This window comes from Cupriavidus sp. 30B13 (assembly GCF_049059565.2).
Classification (GTDB): Bacteria; Pseudomonadota; Gammaproteobacteria; order Burkholderiales; family Burkholderiaceae; genus Cupriavidus.
In genome coordinates this window covers 532,401-556,952 of record NZ_CP188224.1, presented here as the reverse complement: position 1 = coordinate 556,952, position 24,552 = coordinate 532,401, and the positions used below count along the sequence as shown (strand labels likewise).

The following is a 24,552-nucleotide window of genomic DNA, read 5'->3' as shown; positions in this document are numbered from 1 at the left end:
CACTATATCGGCGCGGCGGGGGCTTTATTTACCCCTCCGATCGGCGGATGCGCGCGGCGCCGTGGCGCGGACGGCACACCGGGGCCGCGCCGCGCACCGGCCCTGCCCTGCTTATCTACAATGGGCGCTGATGCATCCCCGGGAACCTCCCTCATCCATGCGCGACACCAAGACATCGCCCCGGCCACGCCGGCGCTGGACCGTGCCGGCCCGGCTCTACCTGCTGGGCGCGGCGATCCTGGCGGCCGGCTGGATCGGCAGCGCCCTGATCTACCTGAACGCCGCGCGCGAGGAAAGCTCGGCCGACCTGCTGTACGGCCCCGGCTGGCAGCGGCAATACGACTTCCAGCTCGAGCGCATCGGCGGCAAGGCGGCCGTGCTGGCAGCCGAGTTCTCGCAATGGTTCGGCGGCCTGTGGCACGGCAGGCAACTGGCGATCACGCTGGCGGTCCTGGCCACGGTGGCAGCGCTGCTGTGCTTTGCCGTGGCGCGCGAGCTGGCGCTCGCGGCGAGGCACCGGCATGCCGGCGAGGGCGACAAGGGCGACGGGAGCAGCCAGCGCCACGAGGATGGCGAAAACGACCGGTGAGCGCGCGCCCGCCTCAGAGCAGCGGCAGACCCGCGTTGCGCTTGACCTCGCGCAGCGACAGCATCGACTCCACGGCGGTCACGCCGGGCAGGGTGCGCAGCACGTCGCGCATGAAGATGCCGTAGTCGTCCAGGTCCCGCGACACCACCAGCAACAGGTAGTCCGCGCTGCCCGACACGTTGTGGCAGGAAATGATGCGCGGGATGGCCTGCACCTCGCGCTCGAAGCGGTCGGACAATTCGCGGCTGTGCACGCCGAAGCGCACCTGCGTGAAAGCCATCACCCCCAGCCCCAACGCCTGGCGCGACAGCACCGCGCGGTAGCCCTCGACATAGCCTTCGGCCTCGAGCCGCTTGAGCCGGCGCGCGCAAGGCGTCTCGCTGAGTCCCACGGATTGCGCCACGCTGGCGTTGGTGGCGCGCCCGTCGGCCTGGACCGCCGCCAGGATCGCGCGGTCCACTTTGTCCAGCTCCATGGCCTTTCTCCCATAAAGGGCCACAGATTAGCGCATTCCCCCAAAATTTGTCTTCCGCGCGCGGAAAATCGCCTGAAATCGCCCGGCCGCCAGCGGCATCATGATGCTTCCCCCACCGGAGTCGCATCATGGTTTCCCTGCATCTGCTGCTGACCTTCATCGGCGCGCTGGCCGTGGTCTACGCGCTGCCCGGCCCCGACATGGCGCTGGTGCTGCAGACCAGCACCGGGCGCGGCGTGCGGCACGGCCTGGCCACCGCGGCCGGGCTGGCGCTGGCGCGCGCCACGCACGTCACGCTGTCGGCCTGCGGCGTGGCCGCGCTGCTGCGCGCCGCGCCGTGGCTGTACCAGGGCGTGCGCGTGGCCGGCGGCCTCTACCTGGCGTGGGTGGCCATCCAGATCCTGCGCGGGCCGGCCTTCGGCATGGAAGCGGCCGAAGGCCGGGCCGAGGCCGCGTCGCCCTTGCGCGCGTCGGTGGCGCGCGGCGCGCTGAGCAGCCTGCTCAACCCGAAAGCGCTGCTGTTCTGCTCGGTGCTGCTGCCGCAGTTCGTCGATCCGCGCGGCGCGCCGGTGTGGTCGCAGGTGCTGGAGCTTGGCGTGGTGCTGGTGCTGACCGGCATCGCCTTCGACCTGGCCTGCGTGTTCGGCGCGGCGCGCCTGGGTGCCTGGCTGCGCGGCAGCCCGCGCGCGCAGGCGTTCCAGCGCTGGTCGTTCTCGGCGGTGCTGCTGGCGTTCGCGGCGCGGCTCTCGCTGGAGTGAGCGCGGCGCCGGTCACTCCAGCGGGTAGCGCTTGATGAGGTCGCCGAGCCGCGCGCTGTCCTCGCGCACCTGCGCCGCGAACTCGGCCGGCGAGTTGACCACCGGCTCGGCGCCGGCGGCGGCGATGGTCTTCTGCACGTCGGCGTCCTTCACGGCTTCGCGCAGTGCGGCCACCACGCCCTGCAGCACCGGCGCCGGCGTGCCCCTGGGCGCGAACAGGCCATACCAGGTGACGGCCTGGAACTGCGGATAGCCGGCCTCGGCGGTGGTGGGCACCTCGGGCAGCGCGGCCGCGCGCTTCTGCCCCTGCGTGGCCAGGATCCGCAGCGCGCCGCTCTTGTAGTGCGGCAGCGCCGCCGTGATGCCGGTGAACGCCAGGTTGACGTTGTTGGCGATCAGGTCGGTGACGATGGGGCCGGTGCCGCGGTAGTTGACGACGATGAGGTTGGGCAGGCCGGCCTCCTCCGCGAGCTGCTTGCCCGAGATGCGCGCCAGGCTCTCGCCGCTGCCCAGCGAGCACGACCTGCCCGCGCCCTTGCAGTACTGCACGAACTCGGCCAGCGTCTTCACCGGCAGCTTGCCGCTCGCCACCACGGCGGCCGGCGACTGCGAGATGGCCGTCACCGGATCGAGCCGCGCGAGCGGGTCGATCCCCTTCAGGCCCGGCGTGTATTTGGTGACCACGATGGCGGGCACCTGCAGCAGCAGCGTGTAGCCGTCGGGCCGGGCCTCCATCACGCGGCGCGTGCCGATCAGGCCGTCGGCGCCGGGCAGGTTCTCCACCACCACGGGCTGGCCCCACAGCACGCCGAGCTGCCTGGACACGGCGCGCGCGGTGGCGTCGGTGCCGCCGCCGGCCGCGTAGGGCACCACCAGCGTGACAGGGCGGTCCGGGCGCCAGGCGGGCGTCGCGCCGGCGCCCGCCGATGCGGCCAATGCGGCAGATACGGCCGGCGCGGCGGCCAGCAGCGCCACGGCGCAGGCCAGCGCCGCCTGGGCGCGCACGGGGCCGCGCCGTCGTTGGACGAAGGGATGCATGTTGTCTCCTTGTTGTTCCATGTTCTTGCGTGCTCATCCGATGCGGCATCGGGCATCGGGCATCGGGACCGGTCACCGGTTCGCGGCGGCTCAGGCCGCGTCCCCGCGCTCCACGGTCCATGCCCACGGCCTGCGCGCGCGGTCGGCCTGCTGCCAGGCGCGGATCAGGTGGTCGTCCTTGAGCGTGAGGCCGATATCGTCCAGGCCGTGCAGCAGCGCCTCGCGGCGCAGCGGGTCGATCGGGAACGCCATGGCGCTGCCGTCGGGCGCGGTCAGCGTGGCGCTCACCAGGTCCACCCGCAGCGGGGCGCCGCGCGCGCACTGTGCGGCCAGCGCCTGCACCGCCGCCGCGGGCAGGCGGATCGGCAGCACGCCGTTCTGGAAGCAGTTGTTGTAGAAGATATCGCCGTAGCTCGGCGCGATCACGCAGCGCACGCCCATGCCCATCAGCGCCCACACCGCGCCCTCGCGCGAGGAGCCGCAGCCGAAATTGGCGCCGGCCAGCAGCACCGGCGCGGCGCGGAACGCGGCCTGGTTGAGCACGAAGTCGGGATCCTCGCTGCCGTCGGCGCGGTAGCGCAGCGCCTCCAGCGCGTAGGGGCCGAGCGCGTCGCGCTCCAGGCTGGTGAGGCGCTCGATGCGGATGATCACGTCGGTGTCGATGTTGGCGCGCATCAGCGGCGCGGCGGCGCCCGTCACCACGGTAAAGGGTTGCATGGTCATGCGAGGCTCCGCACATCGGTGATGCAGCCGGTCACCGCGGCGGCGGCGGCCATGGCCGGGCTGGCAAGATGGGTGCGGGCGCCCGGTCCCTGGCGCCCGACGAAATTGCGGTTGGAGGTGGAGACCGAGCGCTGTCCGGGTGGCACCTGTTCGCCGTTGGCGGCCACGCACATGCTGCAGCCGGGCTCGCGCCAGGCGAAGCCGGCCGCCTCGAACACGGCGCGCAGGCCTTCGGCCTCGGCCGCGCGCTTGACGTTCTCCGAGCCCGGCACCACCCACGCCGTCACGCCAGGCGCCACATGGCGCCCGCGCGCCACGGCGGCGGCGGCGCGCAGGTCGGACAGGCGCGAGTTGGCGCACGAGCCGATGAAGACCCAGTCGACCGGCGTGCCGGCGATCGGCGCGTTGGGCGCCAGGCCCATGTAGTCCAGCGCGGCGCCGATGGCCGCGCGCGCCGCCTCGCCCGGCGCGTCGGCCGGGTCCGGGATGGTGCCGCCGACGGCGATGGCGTGCTCGGGACTGGTGCCCCAGGTGATGGTGGGCGCCACCGCGGCGGCGTCGATGGTTTCCTCGTGGTCGAACTGCGCGCCGTCGTCGGTGGCCAGCGTGCGCCAGTAGCGCGCCGCCGCTTCGAACTGCGCGCCGGCGGGCGCGTAGGGACGGCCGCGCAGCCACTCGATGGTGCGCTCGTCCGGCGCCACCATGCCGAAGCGCGCGCCCAGCTCCACGCTGAGATTGCACAGCGTCAGGCGCCCCTCCACGTCGAGCGCGCCGATCGCCGGGCCGGCGAACTCGATGGCATGACCCACGCCCGCGGCCGCGCCGAGCTTGCCGATGATGTGCAGCGCCAGGTCCTTGGCGGTGACGCCCGCGGCCAGCGCGCCCTCGCAGCGGATGCGCATGCGGCGCGGCTTCTGCTGGCGCAGGGTCTGCGTGGCGAGCGCGTGCGTGCTTTCCGACGAGCCCACGCCGAACGCCATCGCGCCGAGGCCGCCGTTGGTGCAGGTGTGGCTGTCGCCGCAGATCACGGTCAGGCCCGGCAGCACGATGCCCAGCTCGGGCCCCATCACGTGGACGATGCCCTGCCCCGGCTGGCCGAGATCGAACAGGGTCACGCCGGCCGCCGCGGAACTCTCGCGCAGCGCGGCCCACAGCCGCCCGCCCGGCGCGAAGGTATGGCCGTCGCGCCCGGGCCGGCTGGACACCGCGTGGTCCGGCGTGGAGAACACCAGCGCCGGGTCGTGCAGCGGCAGGCCGCGCGCGGCCACCTGGCCCAGCGCCGGCGGACCGGACAGGTCGTGCAGCAGGTGGCGGTCGATATGCAGCAGCGCCCAGCCGTCGCCCAGCTCGCGCACCACGTGCGCGTCCCAGAGTTTGTCGAACAGGGTACGGGGCATGCTCAGCCCGCCTTTGCGCCGGCCGGCGCGTCGGGGCTGGTGGCGCGCGCGCCGGCGTTGAAGCGCTGGCGCAGGCCGTCCCATTCGTCGGCGCCGAAGCGGCGGAAGGTCTGGCCCACGCTGGCCGATACCGCCGGCGCGGTGAAGGTGGCCTTGAGCTGGGCCAGCGCGGCATCGCCGGCCTCGATGGCGGCCTTGAGCATCAGGCCCGGCAGGATGGCCAGCTTGTAGCCCATGGCCTCGGCCTCGCGCAGGTCGAAGATCGGCGTGCGCCCGCCGGGCACCACGTTGAGCAGGCACGGGCCGCACACCAGCCGGGGCACCGCGGCCACTTCCTCGAGCGTCTGCGTGGCCTCCACGAAGGCCATGTCGGCGCCGGCCCCGAGCGCGGCGTTGGCCCGCCACACGGCCTCGTCCAGCCCCAGCACGGCACGCGCGTCGGTGCGCGCGATGATGGTGAAGTCCGGCGTGCGGCGCGCCTCCACGGCGGCGCGGATCCTGGAGACGAATGCCTCGCGCGATATCACTTCCTTGCCGTCCAGGTGGCCGCAGCGCTTGGGCGCGACCTGGTCTTCGAGATGGATCGCCGCCACGCCGCGCGCCTCGTACTCGCGCACGGTGCGGGTGACGTTGAGCTCGTTGCCGTAGCCGGTGTCGGCATCCGCGATCAGCGGGATGGACGCCGCGCGCGCCATCACCGCCGCGTTCTCGACCATCTCGCTCATGGTCAGCAGGCCGAAGTCGGGAAAGCCGCGCGCGGCCGAGGTGCCGGCGCCGGTCATGTAGCAGGCGGCAAAGCCCGCCTGCTCGATCAGGCGGGCGCCGATGGCGTCATACGCGCCGGGGGCAATGATCATGCCGGGCGCCTGGAGGCGCTGGCGGAAGGTGGCTGCGGGAGTCATGGGGCGGGTCCTGTCCTGCTTTCGGTGAGAGATGCCAGGGAAAATGGGCGGCGCTTGCTGTCGGGATGGCGGCCGGCCACGGCTGTAAATACGGCGGCGCGGCGATGGCGGCGTCGTGTTTATGTGTTTATATTCTAAATACAACTATTCGAGCCCGTCAAGAACGGGAAAAACCCGCGGGACCGTTGTGCTATGCTCCCCACGCCACTCAACCGCCATCCCATGCCGCGCGCCACCAACACCGCTTCGCCGCTGGGCCATATGCCCGGCACCTCGCTGCATCGCCAGTTGTTCATCGTGCTGCGCGACGAAATCACGCGCGGGGTCTACGCGGGAACCGGGGCCCTGCCCAAGGAAGAGGCGCTGTGCGAGCGCTTCGGGGTGTCGCGCATCACCGTGCGGCGCGCGCTGGCGGACCTGGCCGCGCTGGGCATCGTGGAGCGCCGGCACGGGCTGGGCACCTTCGTGCGCGCCGATGCGCGGGTGGAACGCAGCAGCCCCACGCTCAGCGTGATCGACGGCCTGCGCAAGACCGCGCTGGAAACCGACGTCGAGGTGCTGGAAGTGGGCGCGGCGGTGCCGCCGCCCGACATTGCCGCGCTGCTGCAGTTGCCGCCGGGCGCCAGCGCCGTGCACGCGCTGCGCCTGCGCAGCATGGCGGGCACGCCGGTCATGCTGACCGATGCCTGGGTGCCGGCCGCGCTGGGCAAGCGCGTGACGGCCGCGGCGCTGCGCAAGCATGCGCTCTACGAAATCCTGATGTCCCAGGGCGTGAAGTTCGGCCGCGTGGTGCAGGAAATCACCGCGCAGGCGGCCGACCCCGCCTTCGCGGCATGGTTGCGTACCGAGGTGGGAGCGCCGCTGCTAAAGCTGGTGCGGCTGATGCACGATCCCGACTCGCGGCCGGTGCAGTACATCACGGTATCGATGTCGCCCGAGCGCAGCCGGATCCTGATGGACATCTCGGCGGACCAGGTGAATACGCTGAGTGCCGGGCGCTTCGTGCACGACGTGCACGAAGCGCCGAAGGACTGAGGGCCGAAGCAGAAGGTCCGAGGCTGGAGGGCCGAAGGGCCGGGCATCGTGCACGGAGTGCCCGCGCACGGTGCCCCGTCGCCGGCGCGTCAGCCCGCGATGCGCGGCTTGACGCGGCTGGCGGCGTCCTTGGCGCGCGCGCGCGCCGTTTCCACGTCGGCGTCGTAGGCCAGCGCCACGCCCATGCGGCGCCTGGTGAAGCTTGCCGGCTTGCCGAACAGGCGCAGCTCGGTCTGCGGCACGCGCAGCGCTTCGTCCACGCCGTCGAAGACGACCCCGGCGGCATCCACGCCGCCGTAGATCACGGCACTGGCGCCGGGGCTCTTGAGCGCGGTGCTGACCGGCAGGCCGAGGATGGCGCGCGCGTGCAGCTCGAACTCGTTCTGCCACTGGGTGATCATGGTCACCATGCCGGTGTCGTGCGGGCGCGGGCTGACTTCGCTGAACCAGACCTGCTCGCCCTTGACGAACAATTCCACGCCGAACAGGCCCTGCCCGCCCAGGTTGGCGGTGACTGCCCCGGCGATCTGCTGCGCGGTCTTGAGCGCGGCCGGGTGCATCGGGTGCGGCTGCCAGCTTTCCACGTAGTCGCCGCTGACCTGCACGTGCCCGATGGGCTCGCAGAACTGCGTCTCGACCTGGCCGCCGGCACCGACCGCGCGCACCGTCAGCAGCGTGATCTCGTAGTCGAAATCGATGAAGCCTTCCACGATCACGCGGCCGTGGCTGACGCGGCCGCCGGCCATGGCGTAGTCCCACGCGGCCTTGACGCCTTCGGGGCCGTCGATCTTGCTCTGGCCCTTGCCCGAGCTGCTCATCACCGGCTTGACCACGCACGGGTAGCCGATGCCGCCGTCGATGGCGGCCTGCAGCTCTTCGAGCGAGTCGCAGAACCGGTAGGGGCTGGTGGGCACGCCGAGCGTTTCCGCCGCCAGGCGGCGGATGCCCTCGCGGTCCATGGTGAGCCGGGCCGCGCGCGCGGTGGGGATCACGCGCACCGCGCCCTGCGCTTCCAGCGCTTCGAGCATGGGCGTGGCGATGGCTTCGATCTCCGGCACCACGAGGTCGGGCTTCTCGGCCTCGATCAGCGCCCTGAGCTGCTCAGGATCGCTCATGGCGATGGTGCGGGCGTGGTGGGCGACCTGCTGGCCGGGCGCGTTGTCGTAACGGTCGACCGCGATGGTTTCCACGCCGAGCCGCTGCAGCGCGATCAGGACTTCCTTGCCGAGTTCGCCGGAGCCCAGCAGCATGACTTTGGTCGCGCCGGGCGACAGGGGGGTGCCGAGAGTGGTCATGTGAGACCTTCGAGATCAAGTCAAAACCGGGATTGTACGTCGAGGCCGATGGCGCGCCCAGGACGGCCGGTCAGCGCCTCGCTCAGGGAATCAGCCGGCGCACGTCCTGCTGCCACGACGGCTCGCCGCAGCCGGACGGGCTCTCCGGCCCGAGCAGCGTGAAGTAGCCGCGGCCCTTCATGCAGGCCTCGTAGGCGCGCACCTTGACGCACTGGCCGGTGCCGGCCTGCTGGGCGGCGGTCTTGCACTGCGCGATGGAACGGTCCATCGGGCCGAAGTCGAGGAAGTCCGGATTTACCGCGCCGGCGCCCGCGGCAAAACTGTCGGGGCCGCCGGCCGAGACCTCGACGGGCCCGGTGCAGCCGGCCAGCAGCAAGGCCGCGGCCATCAGCGCACCGGCAGGAACGGACCAGCTGGATTTCATGGCACGGCCTCCGGAAATGAGTGCTGCTGGATGATACGCCGATGCCGGCCATCGTTCGAGCGCGCCGCCAGTGATTTTTCCGGCGCAGCCTTGGAAGGAGCGCGCCGGGCAAATACACTTTGTCCACGGCCTCCATCCCGGACGCCATCGCATCAGGAGTGAGCATGAAGATCGACTTGTCGGGCAAGATCGCCCTGGTTTCCGGCTCGACCGCCGGCATCGGCCTGGCGACGGCCAAAGGGCTCGCCGGCGCCGGCGCGCGCGTGATCGTCAACGGCCGCAGCGAAGCCACCGTCGCCCGCGCGCTGGACACCCTGCGCGGCGCGGTGGCCGGCGCCGACGTGGTGGGCTTCGCCGGCGACCTGGCCGACGCCGGCGTCTGCGCGCGGCTGGTGGCGGAACAGCCGCACGTCGACGTGCTGGTCAACAACCTCGGCATCTTCCAGCTGCAGGATTTCTTCGAGACGCCCGACAGCGAATGGACCCGCTTCTTCGACGTCAACGTGCTGTCCGGCGTGCGGCTGTCGCGCGCCTACGCGCCGTCGATGGTCCAGCGCAAGTGGGGGCGGATCGTGTTCGTCTCGTCCGAGTCGGCAATCAACATCCCGACCGAGATGATCCACTACGGCTTCACCAAGACCGCGCAACTGGCGGTCTCGCGCGGCCTGGCCAAGCGCCTGGCTGGCACCGGCGTGACGGTCAACGCGGTGCTGCCGGGGCCGACGCTGTCCGAGGGCGTGGCCGAGATGCTGAAGGACGAGGTGCAGAAATCGGGCCGCCCGATCGAGGAGGTCGCGGCCGATTTCGTCAAGGCGCACCGTTCCACGTCGATCATCCAGCGCGCCGAGACCGTCGACGAAGTGGCCAACATGATCGTCTACGTCTGCTCGCCGCAGGCCTCCGCCACCACCGGCGCCGCGCTGCGCGTGGACGGCGGCGTGGCCGACACCATCATCTGAGCCCGCGCCGCTCCGCATGCGGGCGCGGCCTGCATGCGGAGCGGCCATGCAACGACCACCGCGGCAGTCTCTCAGGCGGGGCGGCCGAACGCCTCGCGCAGCTTGCGCTTGGCCTGTTCGAGCGTGGCGCGGCGCGCCTTCGGCAACTGCCGGCCGGCGCGGTTGATGTAGAAATTGAGCATCGACATCGCCGACTGGAACGGCGTGCCCTTGCGGCGGCGGCTGTGCAGCGCCGACCGTTTCAGCGATGCTGCGATCTCCGCGGCGCTGCCCGACTTGAAGATATCGGCCTGCAGATCGAGCGCATCGCTGTGCTCGGTCACGCGCTGCGACCAGCGCCGCGCGGCTTTCGCCTTGCCGCGGCCCGCGGCCTGGCGCGCCGGGCTTCCCTTCTTGCCCGCGCGCCGCGCGCCGGCGGGCTTGCGCCGGGCCGCGCGGCGCGCCGATCTCATGGCAACCATGTCGTGCTCCTTTTCCATCTAAACCGGCGCGCATGCCGACACCCGTGATTTTCACCCGTGCTTTGCATTCTCTTCCGGGCAATTTCATTCGCTTTCCCGCGCCGGTGAAATCGCCGCAATATGTGCACCGCGCAAAAAATGAAAGCGGCGGATCGCGCGCAAATGCCCTGCCGAAAACCCCGTGAAACCACGCCGAAGGTGCGCGTATACCCTCTGCCCACCAAGATTGCGGCGTGGGAATTACAGGCATACCATGAACTTGAACGTGCTCAAGGCAGCTCTGCGTACGGACGGTGTCATTAGATATAACGTTAAAGATATAACGGCTAAGGGAGACATCAAATGCATGATTATCAAAGCCTTGTCTTTGTGTGCGCTATTGTCCTTGTGTGCCTTTATGTCGTGCTTGGTACGCTCGCGCAGTCCCGTGCCATCAAGTTCGGCGCCCCCGCCATCGTCTCCGCGCTCGTGCTAGCCTTCTCCGTCTCGCCATGGCATTCGGTGGGATGAGCCGTCGGCACAACCTCTGACAGCACATCCGCTGCACTGCCGCGGCACGGCCCATGCCGCGGCGGCACCGTGCGCCCGGCTTCCACAAGGAGTTACGATGCGCCGCAGCATAGTGCATTGCGTCATAGCGATATCCGCGGGCCTGGCGGCCCTGCCGGGCGCCGTCCATGCACAAGCCGCCCAGGCTTTCACCGCCGGTCCCGTCGACCTGCTCGCCGGCCCCGGAAGGGAATACCCGGTGGTCGCGCAGCTGGCCGGCGGCACGCCGCTGTCGGTCATGGGCTGCGTCAGCCAGTACACGTGGTGCGACGTTGCGCTGCCCAACCTGCGCGGCTGGGTCTACGGGGGCATGCTCAGCTATCCGTACCAGGGCGGCGGCGTGCCGGTGCTCAGCTACGGCGCCATGATCGGGCTGCCCATCATCACGTTCTCGCTCGGCTCCTACTGGGGCAACTACTACCGCAACCGGCCCTGGTACCACGACCAGGGCCGCTGGGCTTCCCGGCCGCCCGCGCACGGACACTATCCCGGCCATCCGCCGCCGCATGCGCGCCCGCCCGGCGGCCCGTGGCATGGCGGACCTCCCCACGGCGGACGTCCGCCGGGCCACGGTGGCGGCGGCCACGGTGGCGGCAGCCATGGTGGCGGGGGCAACCATGGCGGCGGGGGCCACGGTGGCGGGGGCGGTCATGGTGGCGGTGGTGGTCATGGCGGTGGCGGTGGCCACGGCGGTGGCGGCGGCCACGGCGGTGGCGGCGGCCACGGTGGCGGCCACGGCGGCCGCTAGTCTCTCGCGGTGGTGGCGGTCACTGGCAAACGGGTTCATCCGGCGTGCGCCCTGCGGCCATTGCCGCGCGCGCCGGCGTGGCCCAGAATTTCGCCGGACGCGGTCCGCACGAACGCCCGCCATTCACAAAAGAAAGAGACACCAAGGAGACCACCATGCGCGATTACGCGGAGGCCATCGGCAGCTTTTCCTATGCGGCATCGCTGGCGGAGCGCCTGAGCGGCACGCCCGAAGCCCTCAACGCCTGCGTCGAATGCTGCGACCGCCACGCGCTGCCGGGCCGCATCGCCCTCTTCTGGGAAAGCCGCGACGGCACCAGCGAGACCTACACGTTCACCCAGCTGCAAAAGCTCTCGGCGCAGTTCGCCGGCTTTCTCAAGGCCCGGGGCATCGGCCCCGGCGACCGCGTCGCCGGGCTGCTGCCGCGCACGCCGGAACTGCTGGCCACCATCCTCGGCACCTGGCGCGCGGGCGCCGTCTACCAGCCGCTGTTCACCGCGTTCGGACCGAAGGCCATCGAGCACCGGCTGCGGACCTCGGGCGCGCGCCTGGTCGTCACCGACGGCGCCAACCGCGGCAAGCTCGACGACGTGCAGGACTGCCCCGCCGTGCTCACCGTGGCCGGCGCCAAGGGCCGCGGCCTGGTGCACGGCGACTTCAGCTTCTGGGCCGAGCTGGACCGCCAGCCCGCGGAGTTCGCCCCGGCCATGCGCAAGGCCGGCGATCCCTTCCTGATGATGTTCACCTCCGGCACCACCGGCCCCGCCAAGCCGCTGCTGGTGCCGCTCAAGGCCGTGGCGGCGTTCGCCGGCTACATGCGCGACGCGGTGGACCTGCGCCCCGAAGATGCGTTCTGGAACCTGGCCGATCCGGGCTGGGCCTACGGCCTCTACTACGCGGTCACCGGGCCGCTGGCGCTGGGCCATCCCACCACGTTCTACGACGGCCCGTTCAGCATCGAAAGCACCTGCCGCGTGATCGACAAATACGGCATCACCAACCTGGCGGGCTCGCCCACCGCGTACCGCCTGCTGATCGCCGCGGGCAAGGCCGTGTCCGGCCCGCTGCGCGGCAAGCTGCGCGCGGTCAGCAGCGCGGGCGAGCCGCTCAACCCCGAGGTGATCCGCTGGTTCGCCGAGCAGCTCGGCGTCACCATCCACGACCACTACGGCCAGACCGAGCTGGGCATGGTGCTGTGCAACCACCACGCGCTGCGCCATCCGGTGCACGTGGGCGCGGCCGGCTTCGCCAGCCCGGGCCACCGCGTGGTGGTGCTCGACGACGAAGCGCGCGAACTCGGCGCGGGCCAGCCCGGCACGCTGGCGCTGGACCTGGAGCAGTCGCCGATGTGCTGGTTCGGCGGCTATCACGACACGCACACCGGCGCCTTCGTCGGCAAGTACTACCTGACCGGCGACACGGCCGAACTGAACCCGGACGGCAGCATCAGCTTCATCGGCCGCGCCGACGACGTCATCACCACCTCGGGCTACCGGGTCGGGCCTTTCGACGTGGAGAGCGCGCTGATCGAGCATCCGGCCGTGGTCGAGACCGCGGTGATCGGCAAGCCCGATGCCGAGCGCACGGAGCTGATCAAGGCCTTCGTCGTACTGGACCCGCAATACCGCGCGAGCCCCGAACTGGCCGAGGAACTGCGCCTGCATGTGCGCAACCGCCTGGCGGCCCACGCCTACCCGCGCGAGATCGAGTTCGTGGCCGAACTGCCCAAGACGCCGAGCGGCAAGGTCCAGCGCTTCATCCTGCGCAACCAGGAAGTGGCGAAGGTGCGCGACGCCCAGGCGGAAGCGCGCACTTGAACTTGGTTTCGAGATGAAGCGAAGCGCTCCTGGCCGGGATCGTTTTGCAACGGCTTCTCAGGCACGGCACAAGACCGGCGTGGTGGCCGGGCGCGTCTTCACACCGCTTCGCCCGCGGTGCCTGGCCTGGCGGCGGGGACAGCCGCACCGTGCTCCGCTTCCGCACCGCGCCCGCGCAACCGCGCCAGGCGTGCGCGCGCCCAGCGCGCGCCCTGGTGCAGCCGGTAGCCCGCCAGTCCCCATTGCGTCGGGGCGACATGCAGGCTGGCCGTGGTGTAGGCCGCACCGTTGCTCCAGTACTGCTTGTACTGCTGCGTGCCGGAACCGAAGTTGAAATCGAAATGCTGGTCGAACGCCCATTTCACGCACCAGTCGATGAGGGCCGTGCCAGGCGAGAGCTTTCCGTAGGCTGCGTCATAGGTATTCATGAGGAGGTCGACGCACTGGTTCTGGACGGCGAGGAGATTGACCGCCAGCGTGACGCCGTCGAGTGTCAGCACCGCAAGCCGGAAGGGCCGGGCCGCCTGCCCGGCCGGATCATCCTCCGCTGCCATCAGCCGCATCAGGAAGGCACGGCTGTCGTCGGAGAACAGCCACGCGCTGTCGACCTCGCCGCGCTCGGCCCAGCGCCGCTTGTGCAGCAGCAGCCAGTCGACGAAGATCGCGGCGCGGCTGTCGTTGTGGTCGATCATCATGGCGTCGACCCGGCCTTGTCCCGCCAGACGGCGCTGCAGGTAGTCCGGCGGATTGCGGGCGCGGCCGACGCGGGAACGGCAGAAGTCGGCCCAGCCGGACAGCTCGCGCATGTGCGCCATGGGCGTGATCTCGTCGAGGCAGAAGGCAACGCGGCCGGTATCGCTGGCGCAGCGGTGCAGCAGCGAGCCGTTGCGCAGTCGTGGCAGGTAGACGAGATCGGGCCGCGCGCGCGCCAGCAGCGCGTGCCAGGCGCCCGCCACGATCGCGGCGGCGTCGGGGCCCGGCTCGACGAGGATATCGTGGGGAGAGTTGTTGTCCGGCCCGAGCGGCCGCATGAAACGCCAGCAAGCCTTGCGGCACGTCATCAGCGGCCACAGCACCACCAGGCGGCCCTGGCGGCGCCCGGCGAGGCATTGCAGCTTGCGCCCGGCCAGCTTGGCCTGCGCGTCGGGGCTGCTCGCGCAAAACGCGAACGACTGGAAATGCTGGCCGCCCGCGCGCCGCCACAGCGCATCCCATTCCGGCGCGAGCGCGTGGAATGCGCGGATGTCGCTGATTACGTCGTGCTGGACAGCATTCGTCGTCATCGTGGCCCCCGTATGGCTGATGGACGGCGACAGCTTAGCCGCCCGCACGCGCGACGCGATGTGCGGCCGCTCACACAAAGGAGCCGCGAAAGGGCCGCGAAAACCCTGCCCCACGTCACGGGGGTGGGGTCGATGTCGACCCTGCTGCACAGCAGCAGCGTCCGTCCCGAATTGTCCGGGTATGTCCCTAGGGGCTAACGAAATAGCGCCCTCTAGAATCAGCCCCTGGATGGTGCACTGCGCAACACAAGGCCCATCCTCTTCCGAACCAGACCCTCGACCCGATCCGCGCTGCATCGCATCCTGCGCATGCCGGCCCATGGCCAGGCGGCCGGGCGAATCACAGGAGAGCACGCATGTTCGTTTTTTCGTCCGAGCAGTTCGCCGAAGCGCAGAAGGCCAATCTCGCCAACCTGTTCGCGCTGACGAATACGGCCTTCGACGGCTTCCAGAAGCTGGCCGAGCTGAACCTGCAGGCGGCCAGGTCGTCGATCGCCGAGAGCCAGGACAATATCCAGGCCGCCCTGTCGGGCCGCGACCTGCGCGATGTCTTCACCACCCAGGGCACGCTGACCCAGCCCGCGGCCGACAAGGCGCTGTCGTATGTGCGCCATGTGTACGAGATCGCCTCGGAAACGCAGGCCGAACTCACCAAGGCGGTGGAGGCGCAGTATGAACAACACAACCGCCGCGTGCAGACCTTCGTCGACACGTTCGTGAAGAACGCGCCGGCCGGCTCGGAGGCCATCACGGCGCTGCTGAAGTCGACGGTCGCGGCCGCCAACAACACCTACGAATCGGTGCAGAAGGCAAGCAAGCAGGCCGCCGAAACGGTCAAGTCGAACTTCGAAGCCTCGACCGCTGCCGCCTCCGGCGCCGGCAGCCGCCGCACCGCCAAGGCAGCCTAGCCGAACGAGCGCGGCACGGCCTTCGTGCCGCGCAACGGCGCCAGGATCTTCTCGACGCGACTTTCTAGCGCAGGTGCCCGCCGAACAACCCCAGCAAGCCGATCACGATCAGGTAGATCGCCACGATATAGTTCAGCAGCCGTGGCACGACCAGGATCAGGATGCCCGCGATCAGCGAGATCAGGGGACTGGCGTTGGTAATGGCGATCATGATGTATCCCCTGCAGTGAACGTGCGCGCGGGGCCGCGCGGGAGCGATGCGCGCCCGCGCGGCCGATGGCCGGCCGGCACCGGCGCCGGGCGGAAGCCCGGGCCTGGCCGGACCGTGCTTACTTGCCCTTCCCCTTCATCAGGTTCTTCGCTTCCTCGATATTCTGCTCCGCGCGCTTGGTGATCACCGCCAGCGCCTCGGCCTGCGATTTCTGCGCCATCTCGGCCAGCTCGCGCATGTTGTGGAATGCCTTCTGCAGGCCCTGCTGCACGAATTCGCCCTGCTTGGCCATGGCCTCGGCCGGGCTGCCGCCCGAGCTCATCTGCTGCGCCGCGGTCTGGATCTCCTGCATGGTCTTGCTCAGGATCTCGGTCTGCTTCTGCACCAGCGCCTGCATGCCCTGGTAAGCCACCTTGTTGGCTTCCGTGAGCGCATCGATATCCTTGCGCCGGGCTTCGATCACCGAGGTCATGTCGACACCGGGAAGCTTGAACTGCTCGAGCAGCTTGCTGAAATCGGTAAACGGATTTGAGGTCGTAGCCATGATGCATCTCCTCGCAAGGGGGAATCGTGAAATGAGCCGCGCCGGAGCGCAGGCTTGCCGCGCGCAGATCGCCGGCGCGGTAACTCCAGTGTAGCGCGTGCGGCACAGCGCAAGTAAATGAATGCGGCGCACGCATCGGCAACGCCCCTTCCTTCGCCCCGCCCCCATTCGAAATCCGCGAACGCTTCTTTCGAAACTCTGAACTGGTCCGCGCGCGGGGCCGTCGATACACTCGCCCGCATCGTCACTGCCCCTCTTGCGGAGAACCCATGCTTCATCAGGCTTTGGCCGGCATCAAGGTGCTGGATTTGTCCCGGATCCTGGCCGGTCCCTGGTGCACGCAGAATCTCGCCGATCTCGGCGCCGAAGTCACCAAGGTGGAACGCCCGGGCCACGGCGACGACACGCGCGGCTGGGGTCCGCCCTACCTGCAGGACGCCGAAGGCGAGGACAGCCTCTCCGCGTACTTCATCTGCTGCAACCGCGGCAAGCGCTCGGTCGCCATCGACTACGCCACGCCCGAGGGCGCCGCGCGCATCCGCGCGCTGGCGCTGGAAGCGGACGTGCTGGTGGAGAACTTCAAGGCCGGCACGCTGCGCCGCTACGGGCTGGACTATGAAGCGCTCAAGGCGCTCAACCCGCGCCTGGTCTACCTGTCGATCACCGGCTTCGGCCAGAGCGGCCCGATGGCCGACAAGCCGGGCTATGACTACGTGTTCCAGGGCATGGGCGGCCTCATGAGCTATACCGGCCACCCCGACGGCCAGCCCGGCGCCGGCCCGCTGCGCACCGGCGTGGCGGTGGTGGACCTGACCACCGGCATGTACGCCACCTCGGCCGTGCTGGCCGCGCTGCTGCGCCGGCACGCCACCGGCAAGGGCGAATACCTCGACATCGCGCTGCTCGACGTCGCGGTGGCGCTCAACGCCAACCAGGCTTCCAACTACCTCGTGTCGGGCCGCGCGCCGCAGCGCAGCGGCAACGCCCATCCCAACTGCGCGCCCTACGAAGTGTTCCGCTGCGCCGACGGCCATCTCATCCTGGCCATCGGCAACGACGCGCAGTTCGCCCGCTTCTGCGACGTGGCGGGCCGCGCCGCGCTGGCGGCCGACGCGCGCTACGCCACCAACTCGGCGCGCATCGAGAACCTGCCGGCACTGCGCCAGCTCCTCGCCGACGTGTTCCCCACGCGCACCCGCCAGGCGTGGACCGACGCCTTCGACGCCGCCGGCGTGCCGTGGGGACCGATCAACTCGATGGAAGAGGTCTTCGCCCACCCGCAGGTACGGCACCGCCAGCTGGTGCAGGCCGCCGAGCATCCCACGCTCGGGCGCGTGCCGATGATCCGCAATCCCATGCTGGCCGGCGCCGGCGCGCCGCCCTGCGCGGCGCCGCCGCTGCTGGGCGAGCACGACGCGCCTTCCCCCGCGTGACGCCTCGCATGACACCACGCATGACGCCGCGCCCGGCGCCATGCGTGCCAAGAAACACGACACCAGAACACACCCGTATCCGGAGACACCACTTGAACACCCGCATCCTCGCCGCCACCCTGTTCACCGGCTTCGGCCTCGGCCTCGCCGCCGGCGCCCATGCCGCCGCCTATCCCGACAAGCCGGTCAAGCTGATCGTGCCTTATGCGGCAGGCGGCACCACCGACATCATCGCGCGCATCGTCGGCACCCGCCTGGGCGCCGTGCTCAGGCAGCCGGTGGTGGTGGAAAACCGCCCCGGCGCCGGCGGCGCGGTCGGCAGCGCCTATGCCGCCAAGCAGCCCGCCGACGGCTACACGCTGGTGATGGAAGTGGAAAGCTCGCACGCGGTCAACCCCAACGTGTACGCCAGGACCGCCTACGACCCGGTCAAGGACTTCGATCCCATCAGCAACCTGGCCGACGTGCCCAACGTGCTGGTGGTCAACCCCGCCTTCCCGGCCGCCGACCTGCCCGCCTTCATCAAGCTGCTCAAGGCGGAGCCGGGCAAGTTCTCGTTCGGCTCGTCCGGCAACGGCGGCCTGAGCCACATGAACGGCGAGCTGTTCATGAACGAGACCGGCACGAAGATGCTCCACGTCCCCTACAAGGGCCTGGGCCCGGCGCTGAACGACGCGGTGGCGGGTCAGATCCAGGTGGTGTTCGACAACATCCCGTCCTCCTCCGGCCTGATCCAGGGCGGCCGCCTGCGCCCGCTCGCGGTGGCGGCAAAGCAGCGCCTCAAGGTGCTGCCCAATGTGCCCACCTACGCGGAAGCCGGGCTGCCCGCCATGAACAATCCTTCGTGGTTCGGCCTCGGCGCGCCCGCCGGCACGCCGCCCGCCATCCTCGACCAGCTCAACGACGCCGTGCGCCGCGTGCTGGCCGAGCCCGAGGTGGTGGCCGCCATCGAAAAGCAGGGCGCCATCCCCAGCCCGATGTCGCGCAAGGCTTTCGCCGAGCTGATCCGCGGCCAGAATGCGCACTGGAAGAAGGTCGTCGAAGACATCCATTTCACCAAGCTGCAATAAGGCAGCGATAGGGCAGCGATAGGGCAGCGACCATGACACAGACAACACAGACGGACACCAGGCAGCACCCTGCCGCCGGCCACCACGCCGGCGTCGAGGTCGACGAGCGCGGCATCGCCACGCTCACCATCCGCGAGGCCGGCTCGCTGAACATCCTCGGCACGCCGGTGGTCGCCGCGCTCACCGCGGCCGTCCAGGCACTGGCCAGCCGCGACGACATCCGCGTGCTGATCGTGCAAGGCGCCGGCGAGAAAGGCTTCATCGGCGGCGCCGACATCAAGGAAATGGCCAGCCTGACGCGCGCCAGCGGCGAGGCGTTCATCAGCGGCCTGCGCGGCCTGTGCGACGCGCTGCGGCATTTCCCCGCGCCGGTGATCGCCCGCATGCCCGGCTGGTGCCTCGGCGGCGGCCTGGAACTGGCGCTGGCCTGCGACATCCGCATCGCCGCGGACAACGCCCAGCTCGGCATGCCCGAGGTCAAGGTCGGCATTCCCTCCGTGATCCATGCCGCGCTGATGCCGCGCCTGATCGGCAACGCGCGCGCCGCGTGGATGCTGCTGACCGGCGAGATCTCCGACGCGCAGGAAGCGCTGGCATGGGGCCTGGTCAGCAAGGTGGTGCCGCTGGCCGGGCTCGACGCCGAGGTCCAGCGCGTCGCCACGCTGCTGGCCGGCTTCGGGCCCACCGTGGTGCGCCAGCAGAAGCGGCTGCTGCGCGAGTGGGAAGACGCGCCGCTGGACGTCTCCATCGCCAACAGCGTGAAGGAATTCGGCAGCGCCTTCGAGACCGGCGAGCCGCAGCGCTACATGAACGAGTTCCTGGAACGCAAGCGCTAGGACCGGGCGGCCATCCTCGCGCAGGCCAGCGGAGCAGGCGGCTGCAAGCAGGTGCAGGCGGCATGCCGCTCCGGTATCATCGGCGGCACGGCGGCGCAGCCCGCCTGCATCGTCCTGTTCCTCCAAGAGGGATGTCCGCCATGACCGACACTCAAACCCCGCGCGGACGCCTGCGCATCGGCCTGCCCTTGGTCAGCGCGCAGTTCCTGCCCGCCTTGACCGCGTTCCAGGCACGCCATCCCGACATCGAGCTCGATATCGATTGCGACAACCGCAAGGTCGATGTCGTCGGCGAGGGCTACGACGCCGTCGTCCGCACCGGCGACGTCGGGGACGAGCGCCTGGCCGCGCGCGAACTCGGCAGCTTCCGCCTGTTCATCGTCGGCTCGCCGGCCTACCTCGCGCGGCACGGCAGGCCGGCGCATCCGCGCGATCTCGCCGCCCACGCCATCGTGCAGTACCGGATGCCGCACTCCGGCATGCTCCAGCAGTGGCCGCTCGAGCTGGGGCCCGGCGAGGCGCCGCCGCCGCTGCCGGTCCGGCTGACCACCAACAGCAACGAGGCGCGCCTGCATTTCGCGCTGGAAGGGCTGGGACTGACCTGCATGTCCGAGTTCTCGGTGCGCGACGCCCTCGACGCCGGCAAGCTCGAAGCCGTGCTGGAACCCTACACCCGGCAGCGGCACGTGTTCCGGCTGCTGTGGCCGGCGGAGCGCCCGGTCACCTCCGCGCTGCAGGCGTTCATCGACTTCGTGGGCGCGGCCATGACCGCGCCGGCGCAGCCGCGGCAAGGCGGCTGACACCCGCCGCCGGCCAGCGCCGGCATTGTCTCCGCAACGGATACACAGCGGGTCATTTTGGTGCGTTTATTTCCGCGATGGCGTTCATTAGAGTTGGGTCTGTTGGCGCGACGAACTCGAAGGAGCTCCGGACGCAACGAACATGAACGCAACTCGGACCATAGGACCCGTCAAATGAAACTCTACATCGCCCAGGCAACCTGCTCCCTCGCCGTGCAACTGGTCGCCAATGAACTCGGCCTGAACCCGGAACTGATCCACTACGATGTGTTCGACAAGACCACGTCGGCCAACGACGATTTCTCCAAGGTCAATCCCCTGATGTACGTGCCGGCGCTGGTGCTGGACAACGAGGAAAGGACGCAGCTCACCGAGACGATCATCATCGCCTCCTACCTCGCCGACCTGCACCTGGCCGCCGGCCTGATCCCGGCCCACGGCACGCTGGAGCGCGTCAAGTTCGACCAGCTCCTCACGTTCGTCGCGACCGAGATCGCCCAGAAGCATATTCCGCTGATGCGCAAGCTCCAGACCGAATTCGGCACCGAGTGGACGCGCGCCAAGCTGGTGAGCGCCTATGCCGTGCTGGACGAACGCCTGGCCGACGGCCGGCCCTACCTCACCGGCGACAAGTTCACCGTGGCCGACGCCTATGTGTGGGCCACGATGTGGCAGGAACGCTCGGGCGCGCAGATCGGCCACCTGAAGAACCTGATGGCCTATATCGACCGCATCAACGCCCGTCCGGCCGCGCAGAAGGCGCTCAAGGACGAAGCCGAGGTGGTCGCCCGCCACCAGGAACTCAAGGCCGCCTGAGCCCGGCTGAGCCTGTACGCGATGCCCGCGGGCGGCGCGCCGCCGCCTGCGGGTCCGGCCCCCCGGGCCTCAGATATTCCACTTCCCCGAAACCTCCGCCAGCGCCTTGCCCAGCTCAGAGAACTCCTTCTCCAGCAACAGCGTCAGCGACACATACCCCGCCCACGGCGCCGGGATGTCGTGCGGATCGAGCGCGGCCGCGCCGCGCACCGCCAGCCGGCTGACCACGCCGTGGGACAGGGCGCGCGCCATGCCGACCAGCATGGCCTGCAACCGCCGCGCCTCCGCCGCCAGCTGGCGCCGGACGGCGGCGGCGTCATCGCCGTCTTGCTGCCGCGGCCGGATCGCGGCCAGCACCTCGAGCAGGCTGATGCATACGCGCAGCCCGTGCTGGATCGTTTCGAGCTGCGCCATCGAAATATCCGTTTCCTTTGCCACCGACGGCATCAGCGCGCGCAGTTGCACCAGCAGGCTGCCCTGCAGCGCCATCGCGCGCTGCAGGGCAGCGGGGTCCAGCTGCGCGTCGAGCGCGATGGCGGTGTGCATGCGCGCGCAGCTGCGCAGCGCCTCGGCGAGCTGGTAGCGCCAGGTGTAGGTGGCATGCAGCGGCAGCGCGAACGAGAACAGCAGCGCCACCACGATGCCGATCAGCACGTCCACCGTGCGCCACAGCCCGTCGGCGATGGCGTTCTCGCCGTGGCCGGCGACGATGAAGATGGTGATGGCGGACAGCAGCGCGATATAACCGCCCTTGCCGATCGCGTAATACGCGCACACGGCGCAGGCGATCGCGATCAGGCCATAGCTGAGCAGCGGCACCTGCAGGTACGACTGCTGCACGATGATGACCAGCCCGACGGCCGCCCCGATCAGCGTGCCGAAGCCGCGCTCGGCCGCCTTGCGGCGGATGTTGCCCTGGTGCTGCAGGCCGCCCACCACCACCAGCAGCGTGATCGACGCCCATTCGCCGTGGGGGATGTGCATGCCCGTGGTGAGCGCGATGGAGGCCAGCAGCCCGAGCGCCACCCGTACCGCGTGGATCAGCCGCGCATGCCGGTAGCGCCGCGCCGGGTCCAGCAGCGGACGCAGCAGGCGCCGCAGCGGCGCCGGCAGCCAGGGCAGCGGCGGCCGCGCCGTCATGCCGGGCCTGCGCCGGCGTGGCAAGAAGGGCAGGCGGCCTTCGCCAAGGCGTCCTGCCGGGAAAGCGCGCGCAAGCTCGACTCCGTGGTGGCCCGGTGAAGCCCCGAGCATAGCAGCCCGGCGCCGCGGACGTCATCACGGCGGGTGGAGAACGAGCGTCGCTTCAGCCAGCGTCGAACGCCTGCCGTCCCTCGGCCACCAGCCTCGCCAGCAGCGGCGCGGGCGTCCAGTGCTCGCCGTGGGCGGCTTCGAGCGCGCGGATCTTGTCGAGCGTGCGCGCCAGGCCGATGCGCTGCGCATAAAACATCGGGCCGCCGCGCTGCGCGGGGAAGCCGTAGCCGTGCACGTACACCACGTCGATGTCCGAGGCGCGCCGCGCGATGCCTTCTTCCAGGATGCGCGCGCCTTCGTTGACGAGCGCGAGCATGCAGCGCTCCACGATTTCCTCGTCGCCGACCTCGCGACGGCGCACGCCGGCCTCGGCCGCGCAGGCGCGGATGATCTCGTCGACGAGCGGATCGGGCAGCGGCGTGCGGCTGCCGGGCTCATAGCGGTAGTAGCCCGCCGACGTCTTCTGGCCGAAGCGGCCCAGCTCGCAGATGCGGTCGGCCACCTTCGAATAGCGCAGGTGGGCCGGCCGCGTCGGCGCCAGCCGCTTGCGCGTGGCCCAGTTGATGTCCATGCCGGCGAGGTCGGCCATGGCCAGCGGGCCCATGGCCATGCCGAAGCCGGTCAGCGCGCTGTCCACCTGCCGCGGCGCGGCGCCTTCTTCGAGCAGGAAGCCGGCCTCGCGCCAGTAAGGCGTGAGCATGCGGTTGCCGACGAAGCCTTCGCACACGCCCACCAGCACCGGGATCTTGCCGATGGCCTGCGCCAGCTTCATGCAGGTGGCGGCCACCTCCGGCGCGGTCTGCCGGCCCCGCACCACTTCCAGCAGCTTCATCACGTTGGCGGGGCTGAAGAAGTGCAGCCCGATCACGTCCCGCGGGCGCGCCGTGGCCGCCGCGATGGCGTCGACGTTCAGCCGCGAGGTGTTGGTGGCGAGGATGGCGCCCGGCTTGCAGATCGCATCGAGCCGGCCGAACACGGACAGCTTGACGGCCATGTCCTCGAACACCGCCTCGATCACCAGGTCGGCGTCCGCCAGGTCCGTGTCGGCAAGCGTGGGCGCGATGCGCGCCATGCGCTGCGCGATGTCCTGCGGCGTGAGCTTGCCCTTGGCGGCGGTGATCTCGTAGTTGCGGCGGATCTGTGCCATGCCGCGTTCCAGCGCGGCCTCCTGCTGCTCGTACAGGATCACCGGCAGGCCCGCGTTGGCAAATGCCATGGCAATGCCCGCGCCCATGGTGCCGGCGCCGAGGATGCCCACCCGCGCGACCGGGCGCAAGGCCGCGCCGGCCGGCAGGGCGCCGGCCTTGGGCGCCTCGCGCTCGGCGAAGAACAGGTGGCGCAGCGCCTGCGATTCCGGGCCGGCCACGAGCCGGTCGAAATGCGCGCGCTCGGCATCGAGCCCCGCTTCGAGCGGCAGCCGGGTGGCCGCCTCCACGCAGGCGATGGCGGCGCGCTGGGCCAGCGCGTTGCGCGCGCGGGCGCCGACCGCGGCCAGGCGTGCGGCAAAGTCCACGCCCGCGCCGTCGGCGCACGGCTTGCGCGCGATCGCCGGGTGGGCGCCCGGCAACCCCGCCACGCGCTCGGCGAAGGCCACGGCGGCGGCAAGCGGCTCGCCGGCGATCAGCGCATCGGCCATGCCCAGCGCCACGGCACGCTCGCCGCGCACCGGCTTGCCCGACTGGATCAGTTCCAGCGCCGCCGCCACGCCGATCAGGCGCGGCAGCCGCTGCGTGCCGCCGCCGCCCGGCACCAGGCCGAGGCTGACCTCGGGCAGGCCCAGGCTGGCATCGGCGGTGGCGATGCGGTAGTGGCAGCCGAGCGCCAGCTCCATGCCGCCGCCCAGCGCCACGCCGTGGATGGCCGCCACCACCGGCTTGGCGGACTGCTCGATGCGCGCGATCACCTGGCGCAGCGTGGGCTGCGCGGTGGCCGCCGGCGTATTGAACTGGCGGATGTCGGCGCCGCCGCAGAACGCCTTGCCGGCGCCGAGGATGGCCACGGCGGCGACGGCTTCGTCCTGCGCCGCCATGGCCAGTCCTTCGGACAGGCCCAGGCGCACGGTGTCGCCGAGTCCGTTGACCGGCGGGTTGTCGATCAGCAGCACGGCGACGCGGCCGTGGCGCTGGTACCGCACGGTCGGGCCCGGGGCGGCGCTGTCTGGGGTGCTGGCGGAGTGCGAAGTCATGGAAATCTCGGGAAAAAGCTCGGGAAAGCTCGGGAAAGCTCGGAG

27 protein-coding genes are annotated in these 24,552 nt (G+C 70.5%); 14 read left to right on the top strand and 13 right to left on the bottom strand.

Annotation, left to right across the window (positions count from 1 at the left end; translation table 11 throughout):
* Positions 1-157: 157 nt before the first annotated feature.
* Positions 158-589 carry a hypothetical protein gene (locus ACKI2N_RS21835; protein ID WP_420995595.1) on the top strand — a complete coding sequence of 144 codons (432 nt, stop codon included), beginning with the start codon at positions 158-160 and terminating at the stop codon, positions 587-589.
* A 13-nt stretch (positions 590-602) separates the two neighbouring features.
* Here ACKI2N_RS21835 and ACKI2N_RS21830 read toward each other — a convergent pair whose 3' ends face one another.
* Positions 603-1,064 carry an Lrp/AsnC family transcriptional regulator gene (locus tag ACKI2N_RS21830; RefSeq protein ID WP_420995594.1) on the bottom strand — a complete coding sequence of 154 codons (462 nt, stop codon included), beginning with the start codon at positions 1,062-1,064 and terminating at the stop codon, positions 603-605.
* A 128-nt stretch (positions 1,065-1,192) separates the two neighbouring features.
* On the opposite strand from ACKI2N_RS21830, the gene ACKI2N_RS21825 reads away from it, so the two are divergent.
* Complete coding sequence (locus ACKI2N_RS21825; RefSeq protein ID WP_420995593.1) at positions 1,193-1,822, top strand: LysE family translocator; 630 nt, start codon at positions 1,193-1,195, stop codon at positions 1,820-1,822.
* A 12-nt stretch (positions 1,823-1,834) separates the two neighbouring features.
* Here ACKI2N_RS21825 and ACKI2N_RS21820 read toward each other — a convergent pair whose 3' ends face one another.
* From ACKI2N_RS21820 to ACKI2N_RS21805, 4 genes are all read right to left on the bottom strand, one after another.
* Complete coding sequence (locus ACKI2N_RS21820) at positions 1,835-2,860, bottom strand: tripartite tricarboxylate transporter substrate binding protein (protein ID WP_420995592.1); 1,026 nt, start codon at positions 2,858-2,860, stop codon at positions 1,835-1,837.
* A 90-nt stretch (positions 2,861-2,950) separates the two neighbouring features.
* The gene (gene leuD, locus ACKI2N_RS21815; RefSeq protein ID WP_420995689.1) at positions 2,951-3,577 is read right to left on the bottom strand and encodes a 3-isopropylmalate dehydratase small subunit; all 627 of its coding nucleotides are present in this window, start codon (positions 3,575-3,577) and stop codon (positions 2,951-2,953) included.
* Positions 3,578-3,579: 2 nt separating this feature from the next.
* A complete protein-coding gene (gene leuC, locus ACKI2N_RS21810; protein ID WP_420995591.1) occupies positions 3,580-4,980 on the bottom strand; it encodes a 3-isopropylmalate dehydratase large subunit in 1,401 nt (466 codons plus the stop codon).
* A gap of 2 nt (positions 4,981-4,982) precedes the next feature.
* Positions 4,983-5,882: an isocitrate lyase/PEP mutase family protein gene (locus ACKI2N_RS21805; protein ID WP_420995590.1), complete on the bottom strand. Its 900-nt coding sequence runs from the start codon at positions 5,880-5,882 to the stop codon at positions 4,983-4,985.
* Between the two features lie 192 nt (positions 5,883-6,074).
* On the opposite strand from ACKI2N_RS21805, the gene ACKI2N_RS21800 reads away from it, so the two are divergent.
* Positions 6,075-6,917, top strand: coding sequence for a GntR family transcriptional regulator (locus ACKI2N_RS21800; protein WP_420995589.1), 843 nt, complete (start codon positions 6,075-6,077; stop codon positions 6,915-6,917).
* Positions 6,918-7,006: 89 nt separating this feature from the next.
* On the opposite strand, the gene purT is transcribed toward ACKI2N_RS21800, so the two are convergent.
* Positions 7,007-8,212, bottom strand: coding sequence for a formate-dependent phosphoribosylglycinamide formyltransferase (gene purT, locus ACKI2N_RS21795; protein WP_420995588.1), 1,206 nt, complete (start codon positions 8,210-8,212; stop codon positions 7,007-7,009).
* A gap of 82 nt (positions 8,213-8,294) precedes the next feature.
* Entirely contained in the window at positions 8,295-8,636 is a 342-nt protein-coding gene (locus ACKI2N_RS21790) for a hypothetical protein (RefSeq protein WP_420995587.1), read from the bottom strand.
* A gap of 164 nt (positions 8,637-8,800) precedes the next feature.
* On the opposite strand from ACKI2N_RS21790, the gene ACKI2N_RS21785 reads away from it, so the two are divergent.
* Positions 8,801-9,595, top strand: coding sequence for an SDR family NAD(P)-dependent oxidoreductase (locus ACKI2N_RS21785; protein WP_420995586.1), 795 nt, complete (start codon positions 8,801-8,803; stop codon positions 9,593-9,595).
* A gap of 71 nt (positions 9,596-9,666) precedes the next feature.
* Here ACKI2N_RS21785 and ACKI2N_RS21780 read toward each other — a convergent pair whose 3' ends face one another.
* The gene (locus tag ACKI2N_RS21780; RefSeq protein ID WP_420995585.1) at positions 9,667-10,056 is read right to left on the bottom strand and encodes a DUF3175 domain-containing protein; all 390 of its coding nucleotides are present in this window, start codon (positions 10,054-10,056) and stop codon (positions 9,667-9,669) included.
* A 44-nt stretch (positions 10,057-10,100) separates the two neighbouring features.
* Between ACKI2N_RS21780 and ACKI2N_RS21775 the strand changes: the two genes are divergently transcribed.
* The 4 genes from ACKI2N_RS21775 (at position 10,101) to ACKI2N_RS21760 (ending at position 13,170) form a co-directional block, all read left to right on the top strand.
* Positions 10,101-10,241, top strand: coding sequence for a hypothetical protein (locus ACKI2N_RS21775; RefSeq protein WP_420995584.1), 141 nt, complete (start codon positions 10,101-10,103; stop codon positions 10,239-10,241).
* A gap of 157 nt (positions 10,242-10,398) precedes the next feature.
* Positions 10,399-10,566 (top strand): hypothetical protein, encoded by a 168-nt coding sequence (locus ACKI2N_RS21770; protein WP_420995583.1) that lies wholly within the window; start codon positions 10,399-10,401, stop codon positions 10,564-10,566.
* 97 nt (positions 10,567-10,663) lie between these two features.
* Positions 10,664-11,353, top strand: a complete 690-nt coding sequence (locus ACKI2N_RS21765) for an SH3 domain-containing protein (protein WP_420995582.1) — start codon at positions 10,664-10,666, stop codon at positions 11,351-11,353.
* Positions 11,354-11,508: 155 nt separating this feature from the next.
* Positions 11,509-13,170: an AMP-binding protein gene (locus ACKI2N_RS21760; protein WP_420995581.1), complete on the top strand. Its 1,662-nt coding sequence runs from the start codon at positions 11,509-11,511 to the stop codon at positions 13,168-13,170.
* A 98-nt stretch (positions 13,171-13,268) separates the two neighbouring features.
* Here the strand turns inward: ACKI2N_RS21760 and ACKI2N_RS21755 are convergent, their stop codons facing one another.
* Entirely contained in the window at positions 13,269-14,501 is a 1,233-nt protein-coding gene (locus ACKI2N_RS21755; RefSeq protein WP_420995580.1) for a GNAT family N-acetyltransferase, read from the bottom strand.
* 308 nt (positions 14,502-14,809) lie between these two features.
* Here ACKI2N_RS21755 and ACKI2N_RS21750 point away from each other — a divergent pair, with 308 nt between their 5' ends.
* The gene (locus ACKI2N_RS21750) at positions 14,810-15,361 is read left to right on the top strand and encodes a phasin family protein (RefSeq protein ID WP_420995579.1); all 552 of its coding nucleotides are present in this window, start codon (positions 14,810-14,812) and stop codon (positions 15,359-15,361) included.
* Between the two features lie 64 nt (positions 15,362-15,425).
* Here ACKI2N_RS21750 and ACKI2N_RS21745 read toward each other — a convergent pair whose 3' ends face one another.
* Together ACKI2N_RS21745 and ACKI2N_RS21740 are read right to left on the bottom strand one after the other, a co-directional pair.
* Positions 15,426-15,572: a DUF3096 domain-containing protein gene (locus tag ACKI2N_RS21745; RefSeq protein WP_420995578.1), complete on the bottom strand. Its 147-nt coding sequence runs from the start codon at positions 15,570-15,572 to the stop codon at positions 15,426-15,428.
* A gap of 118 nt (positions 15,573-15,690) precedes the next feature.
* Positions 15,691-16,116, bottom strand: a complete 426-nt coding sequence (locus ACKI2N_RS21740) for a phasin family protein (RefSeq protein ID WP_420995577.1) — start codon at positions 16,114-16,116, stop codon at positions 15,691-15,693.
* Positions 16,117-16,385: 269 nt separating this feature from the next.
* Between ACKI2N_RS21740 and ACKI2N_RS21735 the strand changes: the two genes are divergently transcribed.
* The 5 genes from ACKI2N_RS21735 to ACKI2N_RS21715 all read left to right on the top strand — a co-directional run bounded on the left by ACKI2N_RS21735 (position 16,386) and on the right by ACKI2N_RS21715 (position 21,071).
* Positions 16,386-17,549 carry a CaiB/BaiF CoA transferase family protein gene (locus ACKI2N_RS21735; RefSeq protein WP_420995576.1) on the top strand — a complete coding sequence of 388 codons (1,164 nt, stop codon included), beginning with the start codon at positions 16,386-16,388 and terminating at the stop codon, positions 17,547-17,549.
* Between the two features lie 92 nt (positions 17,550-17,641).
* Positions 17,642-18,619 (top strand): tripartite tricarboxylate transporter substrate binding protein, encoded by a 978-nt coding sequence (locus ACKI2N_RS21730; RefSeq protein WP_420995575.1) that lies wholly within the window; start codon positions 17,642-17,644, stop codon positions 18,617-18,619.
* Positions 18,620-18,651: 32 nt separating this feature from the next.
* Positions 18,652-19,455: an enoyl-CoA hydratase gene (locus tag ACKI2N_RS21725; protein WP_420995574.1), complete on the top strand. Its 804-nt coding sequence runs from the start codon at positions 18,652-18,654 to the stop codon at positions 19,453-19,455.
* Between the two features lie 140 nt (positions 19,456-19,595).
* Positions 19,596-20,255 carry a LysR substrate-binding domain-containing protein gene (locus ACKI2N_RS21720; protein WP_420995573.1) on the top strand — a complete coding sequence of 220 codons (660 nt, stop codon included), beginning with the start codon at positions 19,596-19,598 and terminating at the stop codon, positions 20,253-20,255.
* A gap of 174 nt (positions 20,256-20,429) precedes the next feature.
* A complete protein-coding gene (locus ACKI2N_RS21715; protein ID WP_420995572.1) occupies positions 20,430-21,071 on the top strand; it encodes a glutathione S-transferase family protein in 642 nt (213 codons plus the stop codon).
* A gap of 69 nt (positions 21,072-21,140) precedes the next feature.
* On the opposite strand, the gene ACKI2N_RS21710 is transcribed toward ACKI2N_RS21715, so the two are convergent.
* Together ACKI2N_RS21710 and ACKI2N_RS21705 are read right to left on the bottom strand one after the other, a co-directional pair.
* Positions 21,141-22,211 carry an FUSC family protein gene (locus ACKI2N_RS21710; RefSeq protein ID WP_420995571.1) on the bottom strand — a complete coding sequence of 357 codons (1,071 nt, stop codon included), beginning with the start codon at positions 22,209-22,211 and terminating at the stop codon, positions 21,141-21,143.
* A gap of 163 nt (positions 22,212-22,374) precedes the next feature.
* Positions 22,375-24,507, bottom strand: a complete 2,133-nt coding sequence (locus ACKI2N_RS21705) for a 3-hydroxyacyl-CoA dehydrogenase NAD-binding domain-containing protein (protein ID WP_420995570.1) — start codon at positions 24,505-24,507, stop codon at positions 22,375-22,377.
* Between the last annotated feature and the right edge of the window lie 45 nt (positions 24,508-24,552).